The sequence below is a fragment of the Pseudomonas viciae genome (assembly GCF_004786035.1).
Lineage (GTDB): Bacteria > Pseudomonadota > Gammaproteobacteria > Pseudomonadales > Pseudomonadaceae > Aquipseudomonas > Aquipseudomonas viciae.
In genome coordinates, this window is sequence record NZ_CP035088.1 from 322,295 (window position 1) to 338,592 (window position 16,298).

The window sequence follows — 16,298 nt, forward strand, 5'->3', positions numbered from 1 at the left end:
TGGCGGTTGCTGCACAACCGAGCGAGAGCAAACGCCTTCGCCACAACAGCGCGCTGTCAGCCTGTAAAGAGTGCGCCCCCGCCCACGTCTCAATAGAGAGGGGTTGCTTATCCCTCAAGTCAGTGGCGAGATAGACATCCGATAAAACCACCCTAGGGGTCGTTGTATGCCGTTCGCCACGTTGGTTCACCGTGCCAGTTTGCCAAGCCCACAGGTCAGCGCCGAGCAGGCGTTGGTGCTGTTGCGCTCCAATTATGGACTCAGCGGTGACCTGCGACCCCTTGGCAGCCAGCAGGACCTCAACTACCGCGTCGACAGCGAGCGTGGACGGTTTGTGCTGAAAATCTGCCATGGCGACTACGCCGTCCATGAGCTCCAGGCCCAACACGCTGCCCTCAAGCAATTGGCCGAGCACAGCACAGTGAGAGCGCCGCGGGTGATGGCTGCCAATAACGGCCAGGACCTGTTGACCCTGGAGGTCGATGGGCAAGCGGTCCATGTCCGGTTGCTGGAGTACATCGACGGCCAATCCCTCACCCAACTCAAACACCTGGGGCCTGAGTTGGTGACTGGGCTGGGGCGTTTGTGCGCGGAAATCGACCTGGCCCTGGCGACGTTCGAACATCCAGGCCTGGAACGCACGCTGCAGTGGGACGCTCGCCACGCCAATACGCTGATCGGCCATCTGCTGCCGGTGATCCAGGATGATCAACGGCGCAATCTGATCGCTGAGGTCGCGCAACAGGCCGAGCGGCGTTTGCAGCCGCTCAAGGCCAGCCTGCCGGTGCAGGCGATTCACATGGATATCACCGATGACAACGTGGTCTGGCAGCGCGATGCCCTGCGCCAGTGGCAGTTGCAGGGCGTCATCGATTTCGGCGACCTGGTCCGTACGTGGCGCGTCACCGATCTGTCGGTGACCTGCGCGGCCCTGCTGCACCACGCCGACGGCGATCCGTTCTTTATTTTGCCGGCGATCAAGGCCTATCACGCGGTCAACCCGTTGCAGCGCGAAGAACTGTTGGCGCTGTGGCCGCTGATCGTGGCGCGTGCCGCCGTCCTGGTGCTCAGCGGCGAACAGCAGGTCTCTATCGACCCGGACAACCAGTACAGTCGCGACAATCTGGAGCATGAGTGGGAAATTTTCCGGGTCGCTCACTCGGTGCCTCTGGAATTGATGGAAGCGGCGATTCTCTGCGCTGTCGACCATAGCCTGCCGACCATTGCCAGCGAAGGCTTCGTGCCATTGTTGCCGACCTTGGTGGGGCGTGAGTTCGCCTTGATTGACCTGGGTGTGTTGAGCGTGCATTTCGAGGCCGGTAACTGGGAGCAGCCGGGGATCGACCAGCGTTTGCTGAGCGAAGCCGCCGCCGTTCATGGGCTGGCTGCCAGCCGTTACGGGCAGTACCGGTTGTCTCGCACCCGACCGGACAGCGCCGTTGAGCCCGATACCTATCCATTGCACGTGGAGCTGCATGTCCCTCAGGGCACGCCGCTAGAGTCGCCGTTCGCCGGGCTCGTGCATAAGAGCGCCGACGGCATGCTGCAACTGGACAGCGCCCAGTTGAGCGTGCGGTTGTGGGGCGTGACGTCGCCGTTGCATTCAGGGGCAGCGCTGGTCAAGGGACAGGTGCTGGGTGAAGTGACGGGGCCGTTGCGGGTGCAGTTGTGCCGGGGCGCCCAGGTGAATCCACCGCTGTTCTGTACGCCATCCCGGGCCACGGCCTGGCAGGCACTTTGCCCTTCGCCGGCGGTGCTGCTGGGGCTGGCGTGCGATGCCGAGCCGGAAATCGATCCCGAGGCGTTGCTGGCCCGCCGCGATGCGAGCTTTGCCCGCTCGCAGAAGCACTATTACGTCGACCCACCACGTATTGAGCGCGGCTGGCGCAACCACTTGATCGACATGCAGGGCCGTTCGTATCTGGACATGCTCAACAATGTCGCGGTGTTGGGGCACGGCCATCCGCGCATGGCGGCAGTGGCGGCCCGGCAGTGGTCACTGCTCAACACCAACTCACGTTTTCACTATGCCGCGATCGCCGAGTTCTCCGAACGCCTGCTGTCGCTGGCGCCCTCCAACATGGATCGGGTGTTTCTGGTCAACAGCGGCACCGAGGCCAACGACCTGGCGATCCGCCTGGCCTGGGCCTACAGCGGTGGCCGGGACATGCTCAGTGTGCTGGAGGCCTATCACGGCTGGTCGGTGGCGGCCGATGCGGTATCGACGTCTATCGCCGACAACCCCCAGGCCCTGAGCAGCCGCCCGGATTGGGTGCATCCGGTGACCGCGCCAAACACCTATCGTGGTGAATTCCGCGGGCCCGATAGCGCGCCGGATTATGTGCGCAGCGTCGAACACAACCTGGCGAAGATCGCGCAAAACAAGCGCCAACTCGCTGGCTTCATCTGCGAGCCGGTGTATGGCAATGCCGGCGGGATTGCGCTGCCGCCAGGGTATTTGAAGCAGGTCTACGCGCTGGTACGCGAGCGCGGTGGGGTCTGCATCGCCGACGAAGTGCAGGTCGGTTATGGGCGCATGGGCGAGTTCTTCTGGGGCTTTGAGGAACAGGGCGTGGTGCCGGACATCATCACCATGGCCAAGGGCATGGGCAACGGCCAGCCGCTGGGCGTGGTCATTACCCGCCGGGAAATCGCCGAGGCGCTGGAAGCCGAGGGTTATTTCTTCTCGTCGGCCGGTGGCAGCCCGGTCAGTTGCCGGATCGGCATGGCCGTGCTGGATGTCATGGAAGAAGAACGGCTCTGGGAAAACGCCCAAGTGGTGGGTGCGCATTTCAAGGCACGACTGCAAGCCTTGATTGACCAATATCCATTGGTCGGTGCGGTGCATGGTTCCGGGTTCTACCTGGGCGTGGAATTGATCCGTAACCGCGAAACCCTGGAGCCGGCCACCGAAGAAACCACGGCGCTGTGCAATCGCCTACGGGAGCTGGGTATCTTCATGCAACCGACTGGCGATTACCTGAACATCCTCAAGATCAAGCCGCCGATGGTCACCACGCGTCAGAGTGTGGATTTCTTTGTGGACATGTTGGCGAAGGTGTTGGACGAGGGGCTTTAAGGCGGGTCTTGCCCCTGTGGGAGCGAGCAAGCTCGCTCCCACAGATTCAATAAACACAATTCGATTTTTGTCGGTATTTTTCGCTATTTTTTCATGGCGATGAGTTTTTTATACTTTAAAAGCCGATTTTTATCGCTTATAAAGTCGACATTGCACGACGCGCTCCTCCTCGCGTGCCGTTACCCTTTTGTATCGCTCACTGGAGTCCTGATTCATGACAACGTTGCGCAGCACTCCCCGTGCGGACGGTTTCCACATGCCTGCCGAGTGGGCGACCCAGACCCAAGTCTGGATGATCTGGCCCGAGCGCCCGGATAACTGGCGCCTGGGCGGCAAGCCCGCGCAGGCCGCCCACGTCGCGGTGGCCAAGGCCATTGCCCGTTTTGAGCCAGTGACCGTGGCGGTGTCCGCGGCCCAGTACGAAAACGCCCGGGCACGCCTCGACGTGCCGAATATCCGCCTGGTGGAGATGTCCAGCGACGACGCCTGGGTCCGCGATACTGGCCCGACCTTCGTCATCAATGACAACGGCGAAGTGCGCGGTGTCGACTGGGACTTCAACGCCTGGGGCGGTTTCGACGGTGGCCTGTATGCGCCGTGGAACCGTGATTCGCAAGTGGCCAGCAAGATCCTTGAGATCGAGCGCAGCCCGCGTTATCGCACCGAGGGTTTTGTGCTCGAGGGCGGTTCGATCCATGTCGATGGCGAAGGCACCCTGATCACCACCGAAGAATGCCTGCTCAACCGCAATCGCAACCCGCATATCAGTCGCGAGGACATCGAGGCGATACTCAGCGCGCAGTTGGCGGTGGACAAGATCATCTGGTTGCCGGACGGCCTGTTCAATGACGAAACCGACGGTCATGTGGATAACTTCTGCTGCTACGTGCGGCCTGGCGAAGTATTGCTTGCCTGGACCGACGACCCGCAGGACCCGAACTACGCTCGCTGCCACGCCGCGATGAACGTGCTGAAAAACAGCACCGACGCCAAGGGACGCCCGTTCACAGTGCACAAGATGCCGATTCCAGGGCCGCTGTATGCCACCGAAGAGGAATGTGCGGGGGTGGATGCCGTGGAGGGTTCCCAGGAGCGCAATCCGAGCGTGCGGCTGGCCGGTTCTTACGTGAACTTCCTGATCGTCAACGGCGGCATCATCGCACCGAGTTTTGACGACCCGCTGGACGTCCCGGCCAGGGAGATCCTGCAACAGCTATTCCCGCAGCACGAAGTGGTCATGGTGCCGGGCCGCGAACTGTTACTCGGTGGTGGGAATATCCATTGCCTTACCCAACAGCAACCCGCGCCGCGGACAAAATGAGTGGCGATGTAACAGCTTGCTGATATCGATTGCGCCGGCTCTAGGTCGGCGTTTTTGGATCCATCCTGGTAAGCCCGCGGCCCGATTGGGCGCGCGGGTTTTTTGTGCCTGTTTCTTGGCGGTGCCGATACATTGGCATAGCTCTTGTATCTGCATCCGAACAGTTCTTGGGAGCGGAACTGAGTTGTTTTGTCATAAACCTTGGATAAATTGGCCGCTCATCAACCAGGAGAGGGCGCTGGAATGAATATGATAAGCGAGCGCACATGCCATCCCTTGGCCGTTAATGGTGAGTCGCTGCAAGCCTTGGCGCAGTGGTTGAAGTCCAACGGAACGCGTCAGATCAGAGAACCTGATCCGCGTCGGGTGATCGTGGAGCGCTACCCCGCTGGCCTGTTCAGCGAGGCGGAGCTGGAAGCGTTGTGGGATGTGATGCAAGGATAGAATTCGACGGATTGATAAAAAGCGCTGGCCGGGATGGCAGCGCTTTTTTTTTGTGCCTGAAGGATCTGTGGATTGATGCGATTCCCTGTGAGAGCGGGCAGTGTCCACCCAAGAGAGGCATTCGACCGATCCACGAAACAAACTGAACGCCATTCCGGCGTTTTTCCGCAGGACTCCCGAGGCTACCCTGCCATCGAATCCTCACGGCCAGCGGAGAGTTGCCATGACCACCCTTCATTACATCTATGACCCGCTATGCGGCTGGTGCTACGGCGCCAAACCGTTGGTGCAGGCCGCCCGGGCGGTGCTGCCGGTGATCGCCCATGGCGGCGGCATGATGACCGGTGCCAATCGCCAGCAGGTCTCGCCGCAGTTGCGCAGTTACGTGATGCCCCACGACCGACGCATCGCCGAATACACCGGACAGCCGTTTGGCGAGGCCTATTTCGAAGGCTTGTTGCGCGACGACAGCGCGGTGTTCGATTCGGCGCCGCCGACCGCAGCCATCCTCGCTGCCGAGCAGCTCGCTGGCCGCGGCCTGGAACTGTTGGGACGCCTGCAAACCGCACACTACGTCGAAGGCCGACGCATTGCTGACGAAATCGTGCTCCTGGAGCTGGCTCAATCCATCGGTCTGCAAGCCCAGGCGTTCCTGGCGGCGTTCAATGCAACTGATGTGCAAGGGCATATCAAGGCCAGTCGGGCCTTGCTGACCCAGGTCGGTGGCCAGGGCTTCCCGACGTTTGCCTTGGCGCAGGACGGTCGGTTCACGCTGATCGACATCGGTCCCTGGCTCGGTAAACCCGAGGCATTTGCCGATTGGTTAAATCAAGCCATGCCGGTGCAGGCCTCTACCCCGGCGATGGCCTGCGGTCTGGACGGCTGCGATTCTTAGATGTTTTTCGCCTAATTACAGACGATTCACGAAATTGACACGCTGTTGAGGGCGCGACTAGGATTCGTCCCACGCCTGTGGCTAACAGCCATGACTCTTAAATAATAAAAAGGCCCGACACGATCACTCGTGGGCGGGCCTTTTCATTATTTCAGGAGCAAGAGTCCGAAAAAGAGCGCAAAAGCGCCATTTCGGCTGCCAGTCGCAGTGCGTATCAACCCGTATAAGGAAAATAAACATGTTGAACAAGCGCATTGGTTTGATCGCACTGGGGATTTTGAGCACGACACACGCCATGGCCAACGACCAGGCTGAGTCCAAGGGGTTCGTTGAAGACAGCAGCCTGAAAGTGCTGTTACGCAACGCTTACATGAATCGCGACTACAAAGACGGCAACCAGGACAAGGCCGAATGGGGCCAGGCGGCTATCGGTACGTTCTCGTCCGGTTTCACCCAAGGCACCGTGGGTGTGGGTGTGGATGCGTTCGGCCTGTACGCCTTGCGTCTGGATGGCGGCAAGGGGCGCAGCGGTGCGGGCGGCATCGACTTCTTCAAGCAAGGCGACAGCGGCAGTGCGGCCGATGACCTGTCCAGGTTTGGCGCAGCGGTCAAGTTCCGTGTCTCCAATACCGTGCTGGCCTACGGCGACCAGATGCCGGCCCTGCCGGTGCTGAGCTATGACAACTCGCGCCTGCTGCCGGAAAGCTACACCGGCACGCTGATCACCTCTAAAGAGATCAAGGGCCTGGAACTGAATGCCGGCCGTTTCACCGCCGAATCGCGCAAGAGCGCCGAAGGCCGTGACAGCGGTGGCCTGAAGTCGATCAACGTATTGGGCGGCAGCTATCAGTTCACCGAGCAGTTCAAGGCTTCGCTCTACGCCTCGGACGTCGAAGACGTGTTGAAGAAGCAATACGTGAACGCCAACTATGTGTTCCCGCTGGCCAAGGATCAGTCCCTGACCCTGGACTTCAACGGTTATCGCACCAAGCTGGACAACAGCTACGTTCGCGAAAACAACGTCACCGGTGACGACAACAAGATCTGGAGCCTGGCTGCGACCTTCGCCACAGGACCGCACAGCTTCACCCTCGCCCACCAGCGCAGCACCGGCGACAGCAACCTGGGCTACGCCTACGGCGGTTATCAACGCGAGCAGAATCGTGTGGGCGACGGCGGTAACACGATCTACCTGGCCAACTCCTACTGGTCCGACTTCAACGCTGAAGACGAACGCAGCTGGCAGTTGGGTTATGGCCTGGATTTCACTACCTTCGGCGTCCCGGGCCTGACCTATAACGTCGCTTACGTGCGTGGCGATAACATCACCACGTCCACCAGCGAAGGTGGCACCGAGCGCGAGATCTTCAACCAGTTCAAGTACGTGGTCCAGAACGGCCCGGCCAAGGACCTGAGCGTACGGTTGCGCAGCTCCGTGTTGCGTGTGTCGCAAAAGTCCAGCGAGTACAACGTCAGTGGCAATGAGCTTCGGGTGTTCGTGGATTACCCGATCAACGTCTTCTGATGTCTGATGGTGTGACAAGCGCCTGATGAAAACCCCCGACGCCAACTCGGGGGTTTTTTGCCTTTTGACGCCATAAATATCGCAAAAAATGCCTGTTTTCCCGAGTAAAAGTCGTACTAATTGCATTTCACCCATCGTTTCAAGCTGGGCTTGAAATGCTTCAAAATCTTTCTCATGGACGTAAATCCTGCACCTACTAGATTAGGCCGCTCAACGTAGCGGAGACCTATGAAAAATGATCGTTCTGAACAGGGAAGTGGGCGAAGCGCTAAGACGTGACAAATACGTCAACGTTCGCGGTGGAGACTTCAACCTCTACGGTCATTTCGGCGATTTTGTCCGGCTGACCAAAAGCTGGGAAAACATGGAGCCCGACAGCTACTACGGCCAGGCCGAGTCAGGCATGCGTTTTCGCCGCTACAGCGACTTCGAATACAACCCCACGACCCGTGAGCTCAAGCAGCTTGAGCACCGCGCCTATGTGCAATCCAAGGCCAACAACAGCTATGTTGGCGGATTGGAGCGGCACTTCCAGGATTTTTCCAACGAAGTGATCAACTCGCCGGTGATGCGCAGCCTGATCGATACGGACTTCGAGGTGTACAAGAACGTCCTGCCACAGGAACTGCACGATGCAATCTGGCAGTGCCAGATCCATCAGATCCGCATCGAGATCAAGCCGGGCAAGCAGCTGGAAATCACCCCTGAAGGAATCCATTGCGACGGGTATCCGTTCAGCGGCGTGCACTTCTGGGGTCGTCATAATGTGACGGGTGCAGAAAGCCGTTTGTACACTGCCCAGGAAGAGCAACTGGCGGCTGTTACCTACGAAGACATCCTCGACACCACGTTCTTCCTTGATCGCGACATGCGCCATTACGTCACCCCGGCTCGCAACACCCACAGCCGTGAAATGGCGTACCGGCAGATCCTGGCCATTTCCTTCTCGCGGCCCGGGACCGCTTTCGACATTGTTCGCTGAACGGCTCGAACCCATGGACGACTCTGCGCAGCAGGTTCTGTTGCGTCGGGCCCAGGTCAGGGATGCGGAGCGGTTGGAGCATTTTTTTCGCGGATTCGACGAAGTGTCATTCTGCGAGTGGCAGGATGCCCGATTTTTGCGGGGCGTATTGTTGCAGGACACCACCACCGCCTATCTGGCTGTCGATGCCAGTGGCGAGGTGGTCGGTGCGGTGATCGGGGGCATGCTGGGCACCCGCGGTACGATCAATCACCTGGCCGTCAGTCCGGAGCATCGCACCCGAGGCCTGGGCCAGCGCCTGGTGGAGGCGGCCTCGGCCGACATGAAACGGGTGGGCGTGCTGCGCATGTTCCTGTTCGTCGACGATGCTAATCTGGCCGGCAAGCGCTTTTGGGCTGCCCAGGGGTTCTGTGAGCCCCGGGGTGAGATCACTTTCGAGAGGGATTTATGAACAAGACTTCCAGCCAGCCGCTGGCGGTCGAACCACAAGCCTCGCGTACCTTTGCTGAAGCCAGTCCGGTGGTGGCGGGTTATTTCACGGTTTCGTTTGTGTTCGGTCTGATGGCGGTCAACGCGGGGCTGCCCCTGTGGTTGCCCGTGGCGATGTGCCTGTTCGTCTACGCGGGCGCTTCGCAATTCGCGGCGTTGGCGTTGATTTCCAGCGGCGCCTCGCTGACCACCATCGTGCTCACCACGTTCTTGATCAATGCGCGGCACATGCTGATGTCGGTCTATATGGCCAAGGCCTTGCGAGCGCTAGGGCTCAGTCGTTTCGAGCGCTGGTGCTACGCGGCGGGGCTCACGGATGAGTCGTTCGCCTTCCACAGCGTCAAGCTGGGCAGCGGGGCGCCAGTGAGCGTGCGCTACCTGATCGGCTTCAACCTGTTTTGCCACACCTCCTGGGTACTCGGCGGCCTGTTGGGCGCCGTATGCGCGCAATACGCCGCGCACCTGATCAAATACCAGCTCGATTACGCCCTGACCGCAATGATGCTCTACGTGCTGGTTTCGCTGTGCGATACCCGTAACAAGCTGATCGCAGCCCTGGCGGCTGTCGTCTGCATGGGCGGACTGAGCCTGCTGGGCAGTTCGCCGTTCAATGTCTTCATCGCCACATTCGTTGGCTGCGGGGTGGGCGTATGCCTGACCAAACGTTCCTGATCCTGGTCGTCGTGCTGATGATGGCCGTGACTTTCCTGCCGCGTGCCTTGCCGTTGCAGATCAACACTGAACACTGGCCGCCTTTCGTCGCTCGCGCCCTGGAATACCTGCCGGTGGCGATCGTCGCTGCCATCAGCCTGACCCCGTTGTTGATCAAGGATCAGCAGATACAGTTGGATCGCCCGGAATTCTATGCCGCGATTCCGACACTGTTATGTGCGTATTTCAGCCGTAACCTGTTTCTCAGTGTGGCGCTGGGCACGGCGTCGTACATCGCGCTCGGTTCGTTCCTGTAGCGTCAGGTCCACCACATCGTGCAGCGCCTGGCCGGACAACTCCGGATTGTTTACCGCCAGGCGGACCTCAAGGAAGTCCTCGAAGTCCGGGAAAATGGCCAAGCCATTGCGCAGTGCCGCCTCCCGAGATACCAGCCCCAGGCCATCGAGCTGGGTGATCAGCGACAACGTCAGCGTTTCACTGCAGGAATACACCATCCGCTGGCTCGACCCGTATTCGCCCAGGCCTGCATCGAGAAATCGAAGAAAGCTGTGGGAATACGGACATTCTTCTGCCGGACGCACCTGAAACTTGTCACCGAGCAAACCCAGGGAGTCGTCCTCGTCGCCACAATGGGCGCCCACCACCCGCACCTGCACATCTGGCATGGTGATGCTGGAAAAACCGCTCTGCTGGTGCCCGATCAGGATCGCCAAATCAAAGGCTTCATTCTTGAGCTTGCTCAGGTTCTCCATCGACTCGGCGTAACTGAACTCCAACTGATACTGGGGGAACACCGCGATCAACCGATCGATCATTCGTCGGTTGAACTCCGCTGGCAGGGTGGTATTGAGCGCCACTTTAAGCGTGCTCTGCCGGGGCGCTTTGAGCGTCGCGACCTTTTCCTCCAGTTGCCGGGTGGCAACCAGCACCTGATCCATGAAAGGGGTCAGTTCCGAGCCTTGGCTCGTCAACGTCAGACCTTTGTTGGAGCGCCGGAACAACCGGAAACCGAACTGCTCTTCGACCTTGTTCAACTGCGCTGCCAATGCTTGCACCGTGAGACACGAATGTTCGGCTGCCGCCGACAACGAGCCGGTCTGCACGATACGCATGAGGTTGCGTAGGGTTCTGCTATCCATGAGGTAATGCCCTCTGCTTAAGTGGGCTCGCTATAGTTTTGCACCTGGCCCGGGTCAGGCAGTGCATGCGGGCTATCATCATGCACCTTGCGCCGCTTGTCGCGATTTTGTGCCGAAAAGCTCCGGGAGGCGATGGTTGGAGCTTATTTGGGATTTTGGGTTTTTGCCGGTTTGGCGTGTATGGGACTGTGTAATTCGCGTCGTGATGGGCTTTGCCTGCAACCTTGTCAGGTATTTCCCAGGGAGAAAAAGGCCCCGCCTGATATACCCGAGTTGTTCGAACAGCCGAAATGTGGCGCTTCCATTAGATAGGCATCGCCACGTCTGGATCGGTTAGATGAAGGCAATTGCCGGCGTCTACGCAACCTGCAAGTGGGTGCTAAAGGTCACTTGCATGAGTTTTCCTGGGACGAAGGAGGCGACTGGTCAAACCCGTTGGAAAGAACTTGGTTTGCCGGATATTTGATATATCACTGTCGCGTCAGCAGTCGCGCCGGCTCTTGAGGCCGATTTCTGGCATGGGTGAGGTTTATGTCAACCGGTGCTTGGATTTCCTTCAGGCCTGAAATGTAACAGGAGAGGGCTCAGAAATTTCAATCTGATCTTCTTTGTTCGTTTGCGAATTAAAACTTAATTTATATCCATATATGTACTACTCTCTCAGTATCACCCGTAGCAAAGGAGCCTAAACCCATGGCTACTTCCTCCATCACCCTCAACGCCCAGCAACAGTTGGATTCCCCGGACGCGGGTCGAGTCGCGCTAAAGTTTTTCTTCAACCTCATGGCGTTGTGGGGCTGCAGCGTCGAGCAGCAGCGCACGTTGCTGGGCAAGATAGGCAACACGACTTTCTACAAATACAAACAACTACCGGAAAACGTAAAGCTGCCCCGTGACACCCTCGAGCGTATTTCCTACCTCATGGGCATTCACAAGGCGCTGAGTATCATCTTCAGCAACAGCCGGGACCGCGTTCATCAATGGGTCAGCAGCCCCAACACCGCAGCGCCGTTCAACGGCCAGTCAGCGTTGGCCTACATGTTGGCCGGACGGGTGGTGGACATTGCCGACGTGCGGCGCTACCTCGATGGAGTGCGCGGTTGATGACGCCACCACTGGCGGACCCGCAATGGAAACGGGCCTATCGGATCGTCAACAGCAGCTTCCCACCCATTGCGCTGTTTGAAGACGTGCTCGACCCCGAAGACCTGCCCATCGCTTATGCCCTGGAGGCGTTGACCAATGACCGGCTCATGGCCGAGGCCGGCGTATTGACCCGGGTGCGTCCCGAAGACCGTGTTTCCGGACCCGGCTCCTCACCCGTGATGGCGGCGTTTACCCACATCGGCAAAAGCAGCCGCTTCAGCGATGGCACCTTCGGCGTCTACTACGCCGCGAGCAGCCAGGAAGCGGCCATCGCCGAAACCTGCTACCACCAGGCCCGATTTCTCGGGGCAACCAACGAGCCGGACCTGGAATTGACCATGCGCACCTACGTCAACAAGGTCATCAAGCCCCTGCACGACATCCGCCACGACTACCCCCATCTCCACGACCCGGACCCCGCCGCCTATGGCCCGTCCCAGGTGTTCGCCCGACAACTGCGCGAAACCCTGTCCTGGGGGCTGCTCTACAACAGCGTCCGCCTGCCCGGCCACGAATGCGTCGCCGCGTTCCGCCCGCCAGCGGTGTCGATTCCGGTGCAGGGCAAGCATATTCGGTACGTCTGGAGTGCGCAGAAACGGGAGATTTCGTTTGTGTTTGAGGTGAGCCAGGTGTGAGCTGGAATATAAAAACCTGACGGAATCGGCAACGCGACCTATCTAGAGGCGTGAATCAATCCGTGGCGAGGGATCTTGCTCCCGCTTGAGTGCGCAGCACTCATAAAAAGGAGCTGCTAAGCAGCCCTGCGGGGCGGTGCGACGTTTCGCTAAATCCCCTCGCCATAAACGTGCGATACAGCCCTGCTTGATCAGATCTTGAACTGCTGCACCGAAGCCTGCATCGACCCCGCCGCATCGTTCAATTGATCCGCCGTTTGCGTCAAATTGTGAATCGAACGGGTGTTCTCCCGAGACTGTTCGGCAATCGATTCCACTCGCTTAGCCATCTCATCGCTGGCCTTCGATTGTTCGGCAATGGTCTGGGAAATTTCCTCCACCACTTCGGCGGCATGCCGGGCGCCGGTGCGGATTTCGCTGATGGACACCCCAGCCTGCTGGGCCAGGTTCACGCCTTCGTCCACGCGGCTGACGCAAGCCTGCATATTCGCCACCGCATCCCGGGCGCTGGTCTGGATGCGCTCGATCATCGCGGTAATTTCCTGGGTGGACTGGGTGGTGCGTGCCGCCAGGTTACGTACTTCATCGGCCACCACCGCAAAACCGCGCCCTGCCTCGCCAGCGCGGGCCGCTTCAATGGCGGCGTTGAGGGCCAGCAGATTGGTTTGCTCGGCGATGCTCTTGATCACCTGAATGATGGAATGAATGTCTTCGGAAGAAGCGTCCAGGGCCGTGATCTTGCCGGACGACTGGTTGACCACCTCGGCAATCCGGTTCATGCCTTCCACCACCCCGAGAATCACCTGGCCACCACTACTCGCCAGTTGTTCGGACTGCGCCGAAATCGTCCGTGCACTGTCGGCGTGCTGATGGATCTGGCTGATGTTCGCTATCATCTGCTCCATGCTCGCTGCCATGCTGGTCGCGCTATGGGCCTGCTGATCGGCGCTGGACACAATGTGCCGTGCCGTATCGCCCAAGGTCCGGGACGTGCCGTGCAACTCATCGCTCTGGCTGCGGATCGTGGCGATCATCTGCCGCAAATTGGTCTGCATCTGCTCGATCACGCCTTGCAACTGGCCCAGCTCATCTTTGCTGTGAGCCCCCATCGACCGCTGCAAATCCCCTTGGGAAATCGCCTGGGTATTGAGGATGATTTTATTCAGCGGCGTGAGCACCGCCTTGAGCAGGCTCCATGACAACAGCGCCAACGCCACGCACGTGGCCAGCAACGTCACGATCAGCCAGCGCTCCGACATGTGAATACTCTGGTCCTGATGCTGGCGAGACGACTGGGCCTGGTTTTCGATCAGCTCGCTCACCACCTCGTTGCGTTCCTCCAGCGCCGAAAACGCCCCGTCGAACTCTGTCCGCAACGCCTGGCCATCCTGCGCACCACTCAACGCCTTGCCGATCACCTGCTTGGCCTTATCGATGTAGGTATCGATTTGTGGTTTCAACTCGACAATGGCCTTGGCGACAGCCTCCGGCAACCTCGCCTCGGCGTTCTCGGCAATTACCTTGCGCATCCGTTGAGAATGCTCGTCAAAAGCCTCCAGCACCTCCTTGGCTCCCTGCGCATCCCCCGGCTTCACCAGCAGAGCGGCCAGCACATCGGCACGAATGGCGTCGTGCATCATGTCCGCCTCCATGTGCTTGCGCATGGCCGAAATACTGGTCTCGTTCTGCACCAGGGCCTCGGTCATGGAGTGATACCCCCACAACCCGATACCGCCGAGCAACAGCGCAAAAGAAAGGCTGACCAACCCCGAGCCTATGACTTTGGTGCGGATCTTCATCGCATATCGCTCCTGGAGCGGGGGGAATTCTGGGCAAGTGTAGTTGAGCGCGAGCGGAGCCTTGGGACAGGTCGTGCGCTTATCTGAAGCTATCGGCGGGGAAAATGATTAGATGAGGGTTCCGCCGCTCCCCGTGGCGAGGGTGCCCAGCGCCCGCTGGGCTGCGAAGCAGCCCTTCTCTAACTTGCACCCTTTCTCGCGGCGCTACTACAGATTAAAGCCCAACGCTGCCCCGCCCAGTGAGCAGCATTGCACCAGCAGCTCTTAGGCAGGATTACTCCCCGGCGCCTCCAGCACCTTCACCACATCATCGATGACGGCCTTACTCATATCCTGCAAATAACACGACGCCCAGGCGTACCGATCCGTGCTGCGAATCATCGCCGCGTCCTCGGCCAAGACCTTGGCGACGTGGAGCAGGTCGGAAGCGTGTGACAGGGCTTCGCTAATGGGGATGCCGCTGTTGACGCGGAATAGCGGGCGGTCGGAGTGGTAGGAGAAGGGGGTTAGGCCTGGGGTTTTGAGGTCTTTGGGATGGGTCATTGCGCACCTCCGTTTGCCAATTGGCGGCGGCTGGTGACTAGCAAAGCGATAAAGCGAGACTGCAGCAGATCCATGGCGTGCATCGATAAACTCCCATATCAAATGAGAGCTGCCACGTTCGTTCTCAGGCGAATGGGTGGCAGCTGTGCGCAGGCTGAGAAACCGGAGATACAGGAACCCGGCAGACCCGAAGGTCTCCCACGCACAGCCGCCATTACACTGAATGCGGACATTAAAAAACGCCGCAAAACGTGGTTCGGGCGCTGTAGCGCCTGCATCTTACTCGGGTTCTCAGGCCCGGTCGCTGAATTGGCAGCGACAGTTGGAGGGTATCGGTCGATCGAATAGGGGGCAATCGTGGCGCGATGCTGGCGGGGTTAGAAATTGTGTGTCCGGGATTAACGCATCTGTGATCACCGGTACGAGGTCGGGTCGGATAGCGCGAGCTTGCAGCTGTGTGGCGGAGTGCTAGCTTTATGACATTGCCGCATCCGAGCCAACACCATCCAAGGAAAGCTCGTAATGGATCTACACAACGAATTCGAAAACAGTAAATTCTTCCACCGTGCCCGCATCGATCGACGCGCTGCTGACGCATTGGTCGGGCTAGCGGCAGGCATTGCGGCAGATGGCGTGGTGAATACCACCGAAGCGGTTTTCCTGAAGCAATGGTTGGAAAGCAATCTGGCGCACCTGAACGATCCGGTGATCAACCTGCTGTATTCGCGTTTGGCGTGCATGCTTCAGGACGATGTCTTGGACCAGGATGAGTCTCTTGAGCTGCTTAATATCCTGCATGGCTTTTCTGGAATGGACATCGAGAGACCAAAGGTCGGCGGTGCTGTTGCCGTTGCGCCTACGGATCTTCCATTCAACTTGCCGGCCCCTGATTTGGTGTGGGATGGCCGGATGTTTGTGTTTACAGGTGTCATGGCCTTTGGGCCGCGCAAAGATTGTCAGGCGCTGGTCGAGGAGCGGGGTGGTTTGATTGGGGGCGGTGTGAGTAAGAAGGTGCATTACTTGGTGGTCGGCAGCGTGGGCAATGAGCAGTGGCGCCACAGTGCCTATGGAACGAAGATCATGAAGGCGGTAGAGCTGCGGGAGGCGGGGGCTTCGATTGCCATTGTGGGTGAGGACCATTGGCAAAAGATGCTGTTTGGTTGAGGTTGCTTCGTTCGTTGTGTTCCAAGCAGCCCTTTGTCTTGGCTGGTAGATTGTCGGTGGGTTTTACGGCCTCATTGCGAGCAGGTTTTAGCGTGTGGATGAAAAGTGGATGCTCCAGAAACAACGAAGCCCTCGCATCTCTGCGAGGGCTTCGTTTTGTATGGTGCCGGCACCAGGAGTCGAACCCGGGACCTACTGATTACAAGTCAGTTGCTCTACCAACTGAGCTATACCGGCGTGTGGGCGACGATTATAGCGATTGGGTGCGTTCTGTAAACCCCTGAATTCTGACTATTTTTGCATGGGGTTCGACGCGTTGCAGGGGGGCGGTGATATTCAAGGGGCGTCGGCGGGTGAAGCTTCTGCCGCCCAGTACCGAGGGTGTTTGTACGACACGGCTGTTTTGGGCGTAACTACTGGCCTCGGGCCGTACGAAATTCGTCGGTTATGTCGTTTCGCTCAGAC

15 protein-coding genes and 1 tRNA gene are annotated in these 16,298 nt (G+C 59.1%); 12 read left to right on the top strand and 4 right to left on the bottom strand.

Annotation, left to right across the window (positions count from 1 at the left end; translation table 11 throughout):
• Positions 1-166 precede the first annotated feature (166 nt).
• From EPZ47_RS01425 to EPZ47_RS01465, 9 genes are all read left to right on the top strand, one after another.
• Complete coding sequence (locus tag EPZ47_RS01425) at positions 167-3,079, top strand: aminotransferase (RefSeq protein ID WP_135843203.1); 2,913 nt, start codon at positions 167-169, stop codon at positions 3,077-3,079.
• Between the two features lie 214 nt (positions 3,080-3,293).
• Positions 3,294-4,400, top strand: coding sequence for an agmatine deiminase (gene aguA, locus EPZ47_RS01430; protein ID WP_135843204.1), 1,107 nt, complete (start codon positions 3,294-3,296; stop codon positions 4,398-4,400).
• A gap of 243 nt (positions 4,401-4,643) precedes the next feature.
• Positions 4,644-4,844 carry a hypothetical protein gene (locus tag EPZ47_RS01435; RefSeq protein WP_109751950.1) on the top strand — a complete coding sequence of 67 codons (201 nt, stop codon included), beginning with the start codon at positions 4,644-4,646 and terminating at the stop codon, positions 4,842-4,844.
• 223 nt (positions 4,845-5,067) lie between these two features.
• Positions 5,068-5,739: a DsbA family protein gene (locus EPZ47_RS01440; RefSeq protein WP_135843205.1), complete on the top strand. Its 672-nt coding sequence runs from the start codon at positions 5,068-5,070 to the stop codon at positions 5,737-5,739.
• 238 nt (positions 5,740-5,977) lie between these two features.
• On the top strand, positions 5,978-7,264 hold the full coding sequence (locus EPZ47_RS01445; RefSeq protein ID WP_135843206.1) for an OprD family porin: 1,287 nt from the start codon (positions 5,978-5,980) through the stop codon (positions 7,262-7,264).
• 235 nt (positions 7,265-7,499) lie between these two features.
• Positions 7,500-8,246, top strand: a complete 747-nt coding sequence (locus tag EPZ47_RS01450) for a 2OG-Fe dioxygenase family protein (protein ID WP_135843207.1) — start codon at positions 7,500-7,502, stop codon at positions 8,244-8,246.
• Between the two features lie 13 nt (positions 8,247-8,259).
• Positions 8,260-8,697: a GNAT family N-acetyltransferase gene (locus EPZ47_RS01455; RefSeq protein ID WP_178084231.1), complete on the top strand. Its 438-nt coding sequence runs from the start codon at positions 8,260-8,262 to the stop codon at positions 8,695-8,697.
• Positions 8,694-9,407, top strand: a complete 714-nt coding sequence (locus EPZ47_RS01460) for an AzlC family ABC transporter permease (RefSeq protein WP_135843208.1) — start codon at positions 8,694-8,696, stop codon at positions 9,405-9,407. The genes EPZ47_RS01455 and EPZ47_RS01460 overlap by 4 nt, the downstream gene beginning before the upstream one ends.
• On the top strand, positions 9,386-9,703 hold the full coding sequence (locus tag EPZ47_RS01465) for an AzlD domain-containing protein (RefSeq protein ID WP_135843209.1): 318 nt from the start codon (positions 9,386-9,388) through the stop codon (positions 9,701-9,703). The genes EPZ47_RS01460 and EPZ47_RS01465 overlap by 22 nt, the downstream gene beginning before the upstream one ends.
• Here the strand turns inward: EPZ47_RS01465 and EPZ47_RS01470 are convergent.
• A complete protein-coding gene (locus EPZ47_RS01470) occupies positions 9,620-10,546 on the bottom strand; it encodes a LysR family transcriptional regulator (RefSeq protein ID WP_135843210.1) in 927 nt (308 codons plus the stop codon). The genes EPZ47_RS01465 and EPZ47_RS01470 overlap by 84 nt on opposite strands.
• A gap of 693 nt (positions 10,547-11,239) precedes the next feature.
• Here EPZ47_RS01470 and EPZ47_RS01475 point away from each other — a divergent pair.
• A complete protein-coding gene (locus tag EPZ47_RS01475; RefSeq protein WP_135843211.1) occupies positions 11,240-11,650 on the top strand; it encodes an MbcA/ParS/Xre antitoxin family protein in 411 nt (136 codons plus the stop codon).
• On the top strand, positions 11,650-12,327 hold the full coding sequence (locus tag EPZ47_RS01480; protein WP_135843212.1) for an RES family NAD+ phosphorylase: 678 nt from the start codon (positions 11,650-11,652) through the stop codon (positions 12,325-12,327). Before EPZ47_RS01475 ends, EPZ47_RS01480 begins: the two co-directional genes overlap by 1 nt.
• A gap of 191 nt (positions 12,328-12,518) precedes the next feature.
• On the opposite strand, the gene EPZ47_RS01485 is transcribed toward EPZ47_RS01480, so the two are convergent.
• Positions 12,519-14,126 (bottom strand): methyl-accepting chemotaxis protein, encoded by a 1,608-nt coding sequence (locus EPZ47_RS01485; protein ID WP_135843213.1) that lies wholly within the window; start codon positions 14,124-14,126, stop codon positions 12,519-12,521.
• A gap of 264 nt (positions 14,127-14,390) precedes the next feature.
• Entirely contained in the window at positions 14,391-14,669 is a 279-nt protein-coding gene (locus tag EPZ47_RS01490; RefSeq protein ID WP_135843214.1) for a DUF3077 domain-containing protein, read from the bottom strand.
• A 522-nt stretch (positions 14,670-15,191) separates the two neighbouring features.
• On the opposite strand from EPZ47_RS01490, the gene EPZ47_RS01495 reads away from it, so the two are divergent.
• Positions 15,192-15,833 carry a BRCT domain-containing protein gene (locus EPZ47_RS01495; RefSeq protein ID WP_135843215.1) on the top strand — a complete coding sequence of 214 codons (642 nt, stop codon included), beginning with the start codon at positions 15,192-15,194 and terminating at the stop codon, positions 15,831-15,833.
• 161 nt (positions 15,834-15,994) lie between these two features.
• Here EPZ47_RS01495 and EPZ47_RS01500 read toward each other — a convergent pair.
• Positions 15,995-16,070, bottom strand: a tRNA-Thr gene (locus tag EPZ47_RS01500).
• Positions 16,071-16,298: the final 228 nt, after the last annotated feature.

Bases quoted from the DNA above. Each gene is read 5' to 3' on its own strand.
- EPZ47_RS01435 (WP_109751950.1), top strand. From the start codon at position 4,644: ATGAATATGATAAGCGAGCGCACATGCCATCCCTTGGCCGTTAATGGT.
- EPZ47_RS01425 (WP_135843203.1), top strand. From the start codon at position 167: ATGCCGTTCGCCACGTTGGTTCACCGTGCCAGTTTGCCAAGCCCACAG.
- EPZ47_RS01490 (WP_135843214.1), bottom strand. From the start codon at position 14,669: ATGACCCATCCCAAAGACCTCAAAACCCCAGGCCTAACCCCCTTCTCC.
- aguA (WP_135843204.1), top strand. From the start codon at position 3,294: ATGACAACGTTGCGCAGCACTCCCCGTGCGGACGGTTTCCACATGCCT.
- EPZ47_RS01485 (WP_135843213.1), bottom strand. From the start codon at position 14,126: ATGAAGATCCGCACCAAAGTCATAGGCTCGGGGTTGGTCAGCCTTTCT.
- EPZ47_RS01445 (WP_135843206.1), top strand. From the start codon at position 5,978: ATGTTGAACAAGCGCATTGGTTTGATCGCACTGGGGATTTTGAGCACG.
- EPZ47_RS01460 (WP_135843208.1), top strand. From the start codon at position 8,694: ATGAACAAGACTTCCAGCCAGCCGCTGGCGGTCGAACCACAAGCCTCG.
- EPZ47_RS01450 (WP_135843207.1), top strand. From the start codon at position 7,500: ATGATCGTTCTGAACAGGGAAGTGGGCGAAGCGCTAAGACGTGACAAA.
- EPZ47_RS01465 (WP_135843209.1), top strand. From the start codon at position 9,386: ATGCCTGACCAAACGTTCCTGATCCTGGTCGTCGTGCTGATGATGGCC.
- EPZ47_RS01455 (WP_178084231.1), top strand. From the start codon at position 8,260: ATGGACGACTCTGCGCAGCAGGTTCTGTTGCGTCGGGCCCAGGTCAGG.
- EPZ47_RS01470 (WP_135843210.1), bottom strand. From the start codon at position 10,546: ATGGATAGCAGAACCCTACGCAACCTCATGCGTATCGTGCAGACCGGC.
- EPZ47_RS01440 (WP_135843205.1), top strand. From the start codon at position 5,068: ATGACCACCCTTCATTACATCTATGACCCGCTATGCGGCTGGTGCTAC.
- EPZ47_RS01495 (WP_135843215.1), top strand. From the start codon at position 15,192: ATGGATCTACACAACGAATTCGAAAACAGTAAATTCTTCCACCGTGCC.
- EPZ47_RS01480 (WP_135843212.1), top strand. From the start codon at position 11,650: ATGACGCCACCACTGGCGGACCCGCAATGGAAACGGGCCTATCGGATC.
- EPZ47_RS01475 (WP_135843211.1), top strand. From the start codon at position 11,240: ATGGCTACTTCCTCCATCACCCTCAACGCCCAGCAACAGTTGGATTCC.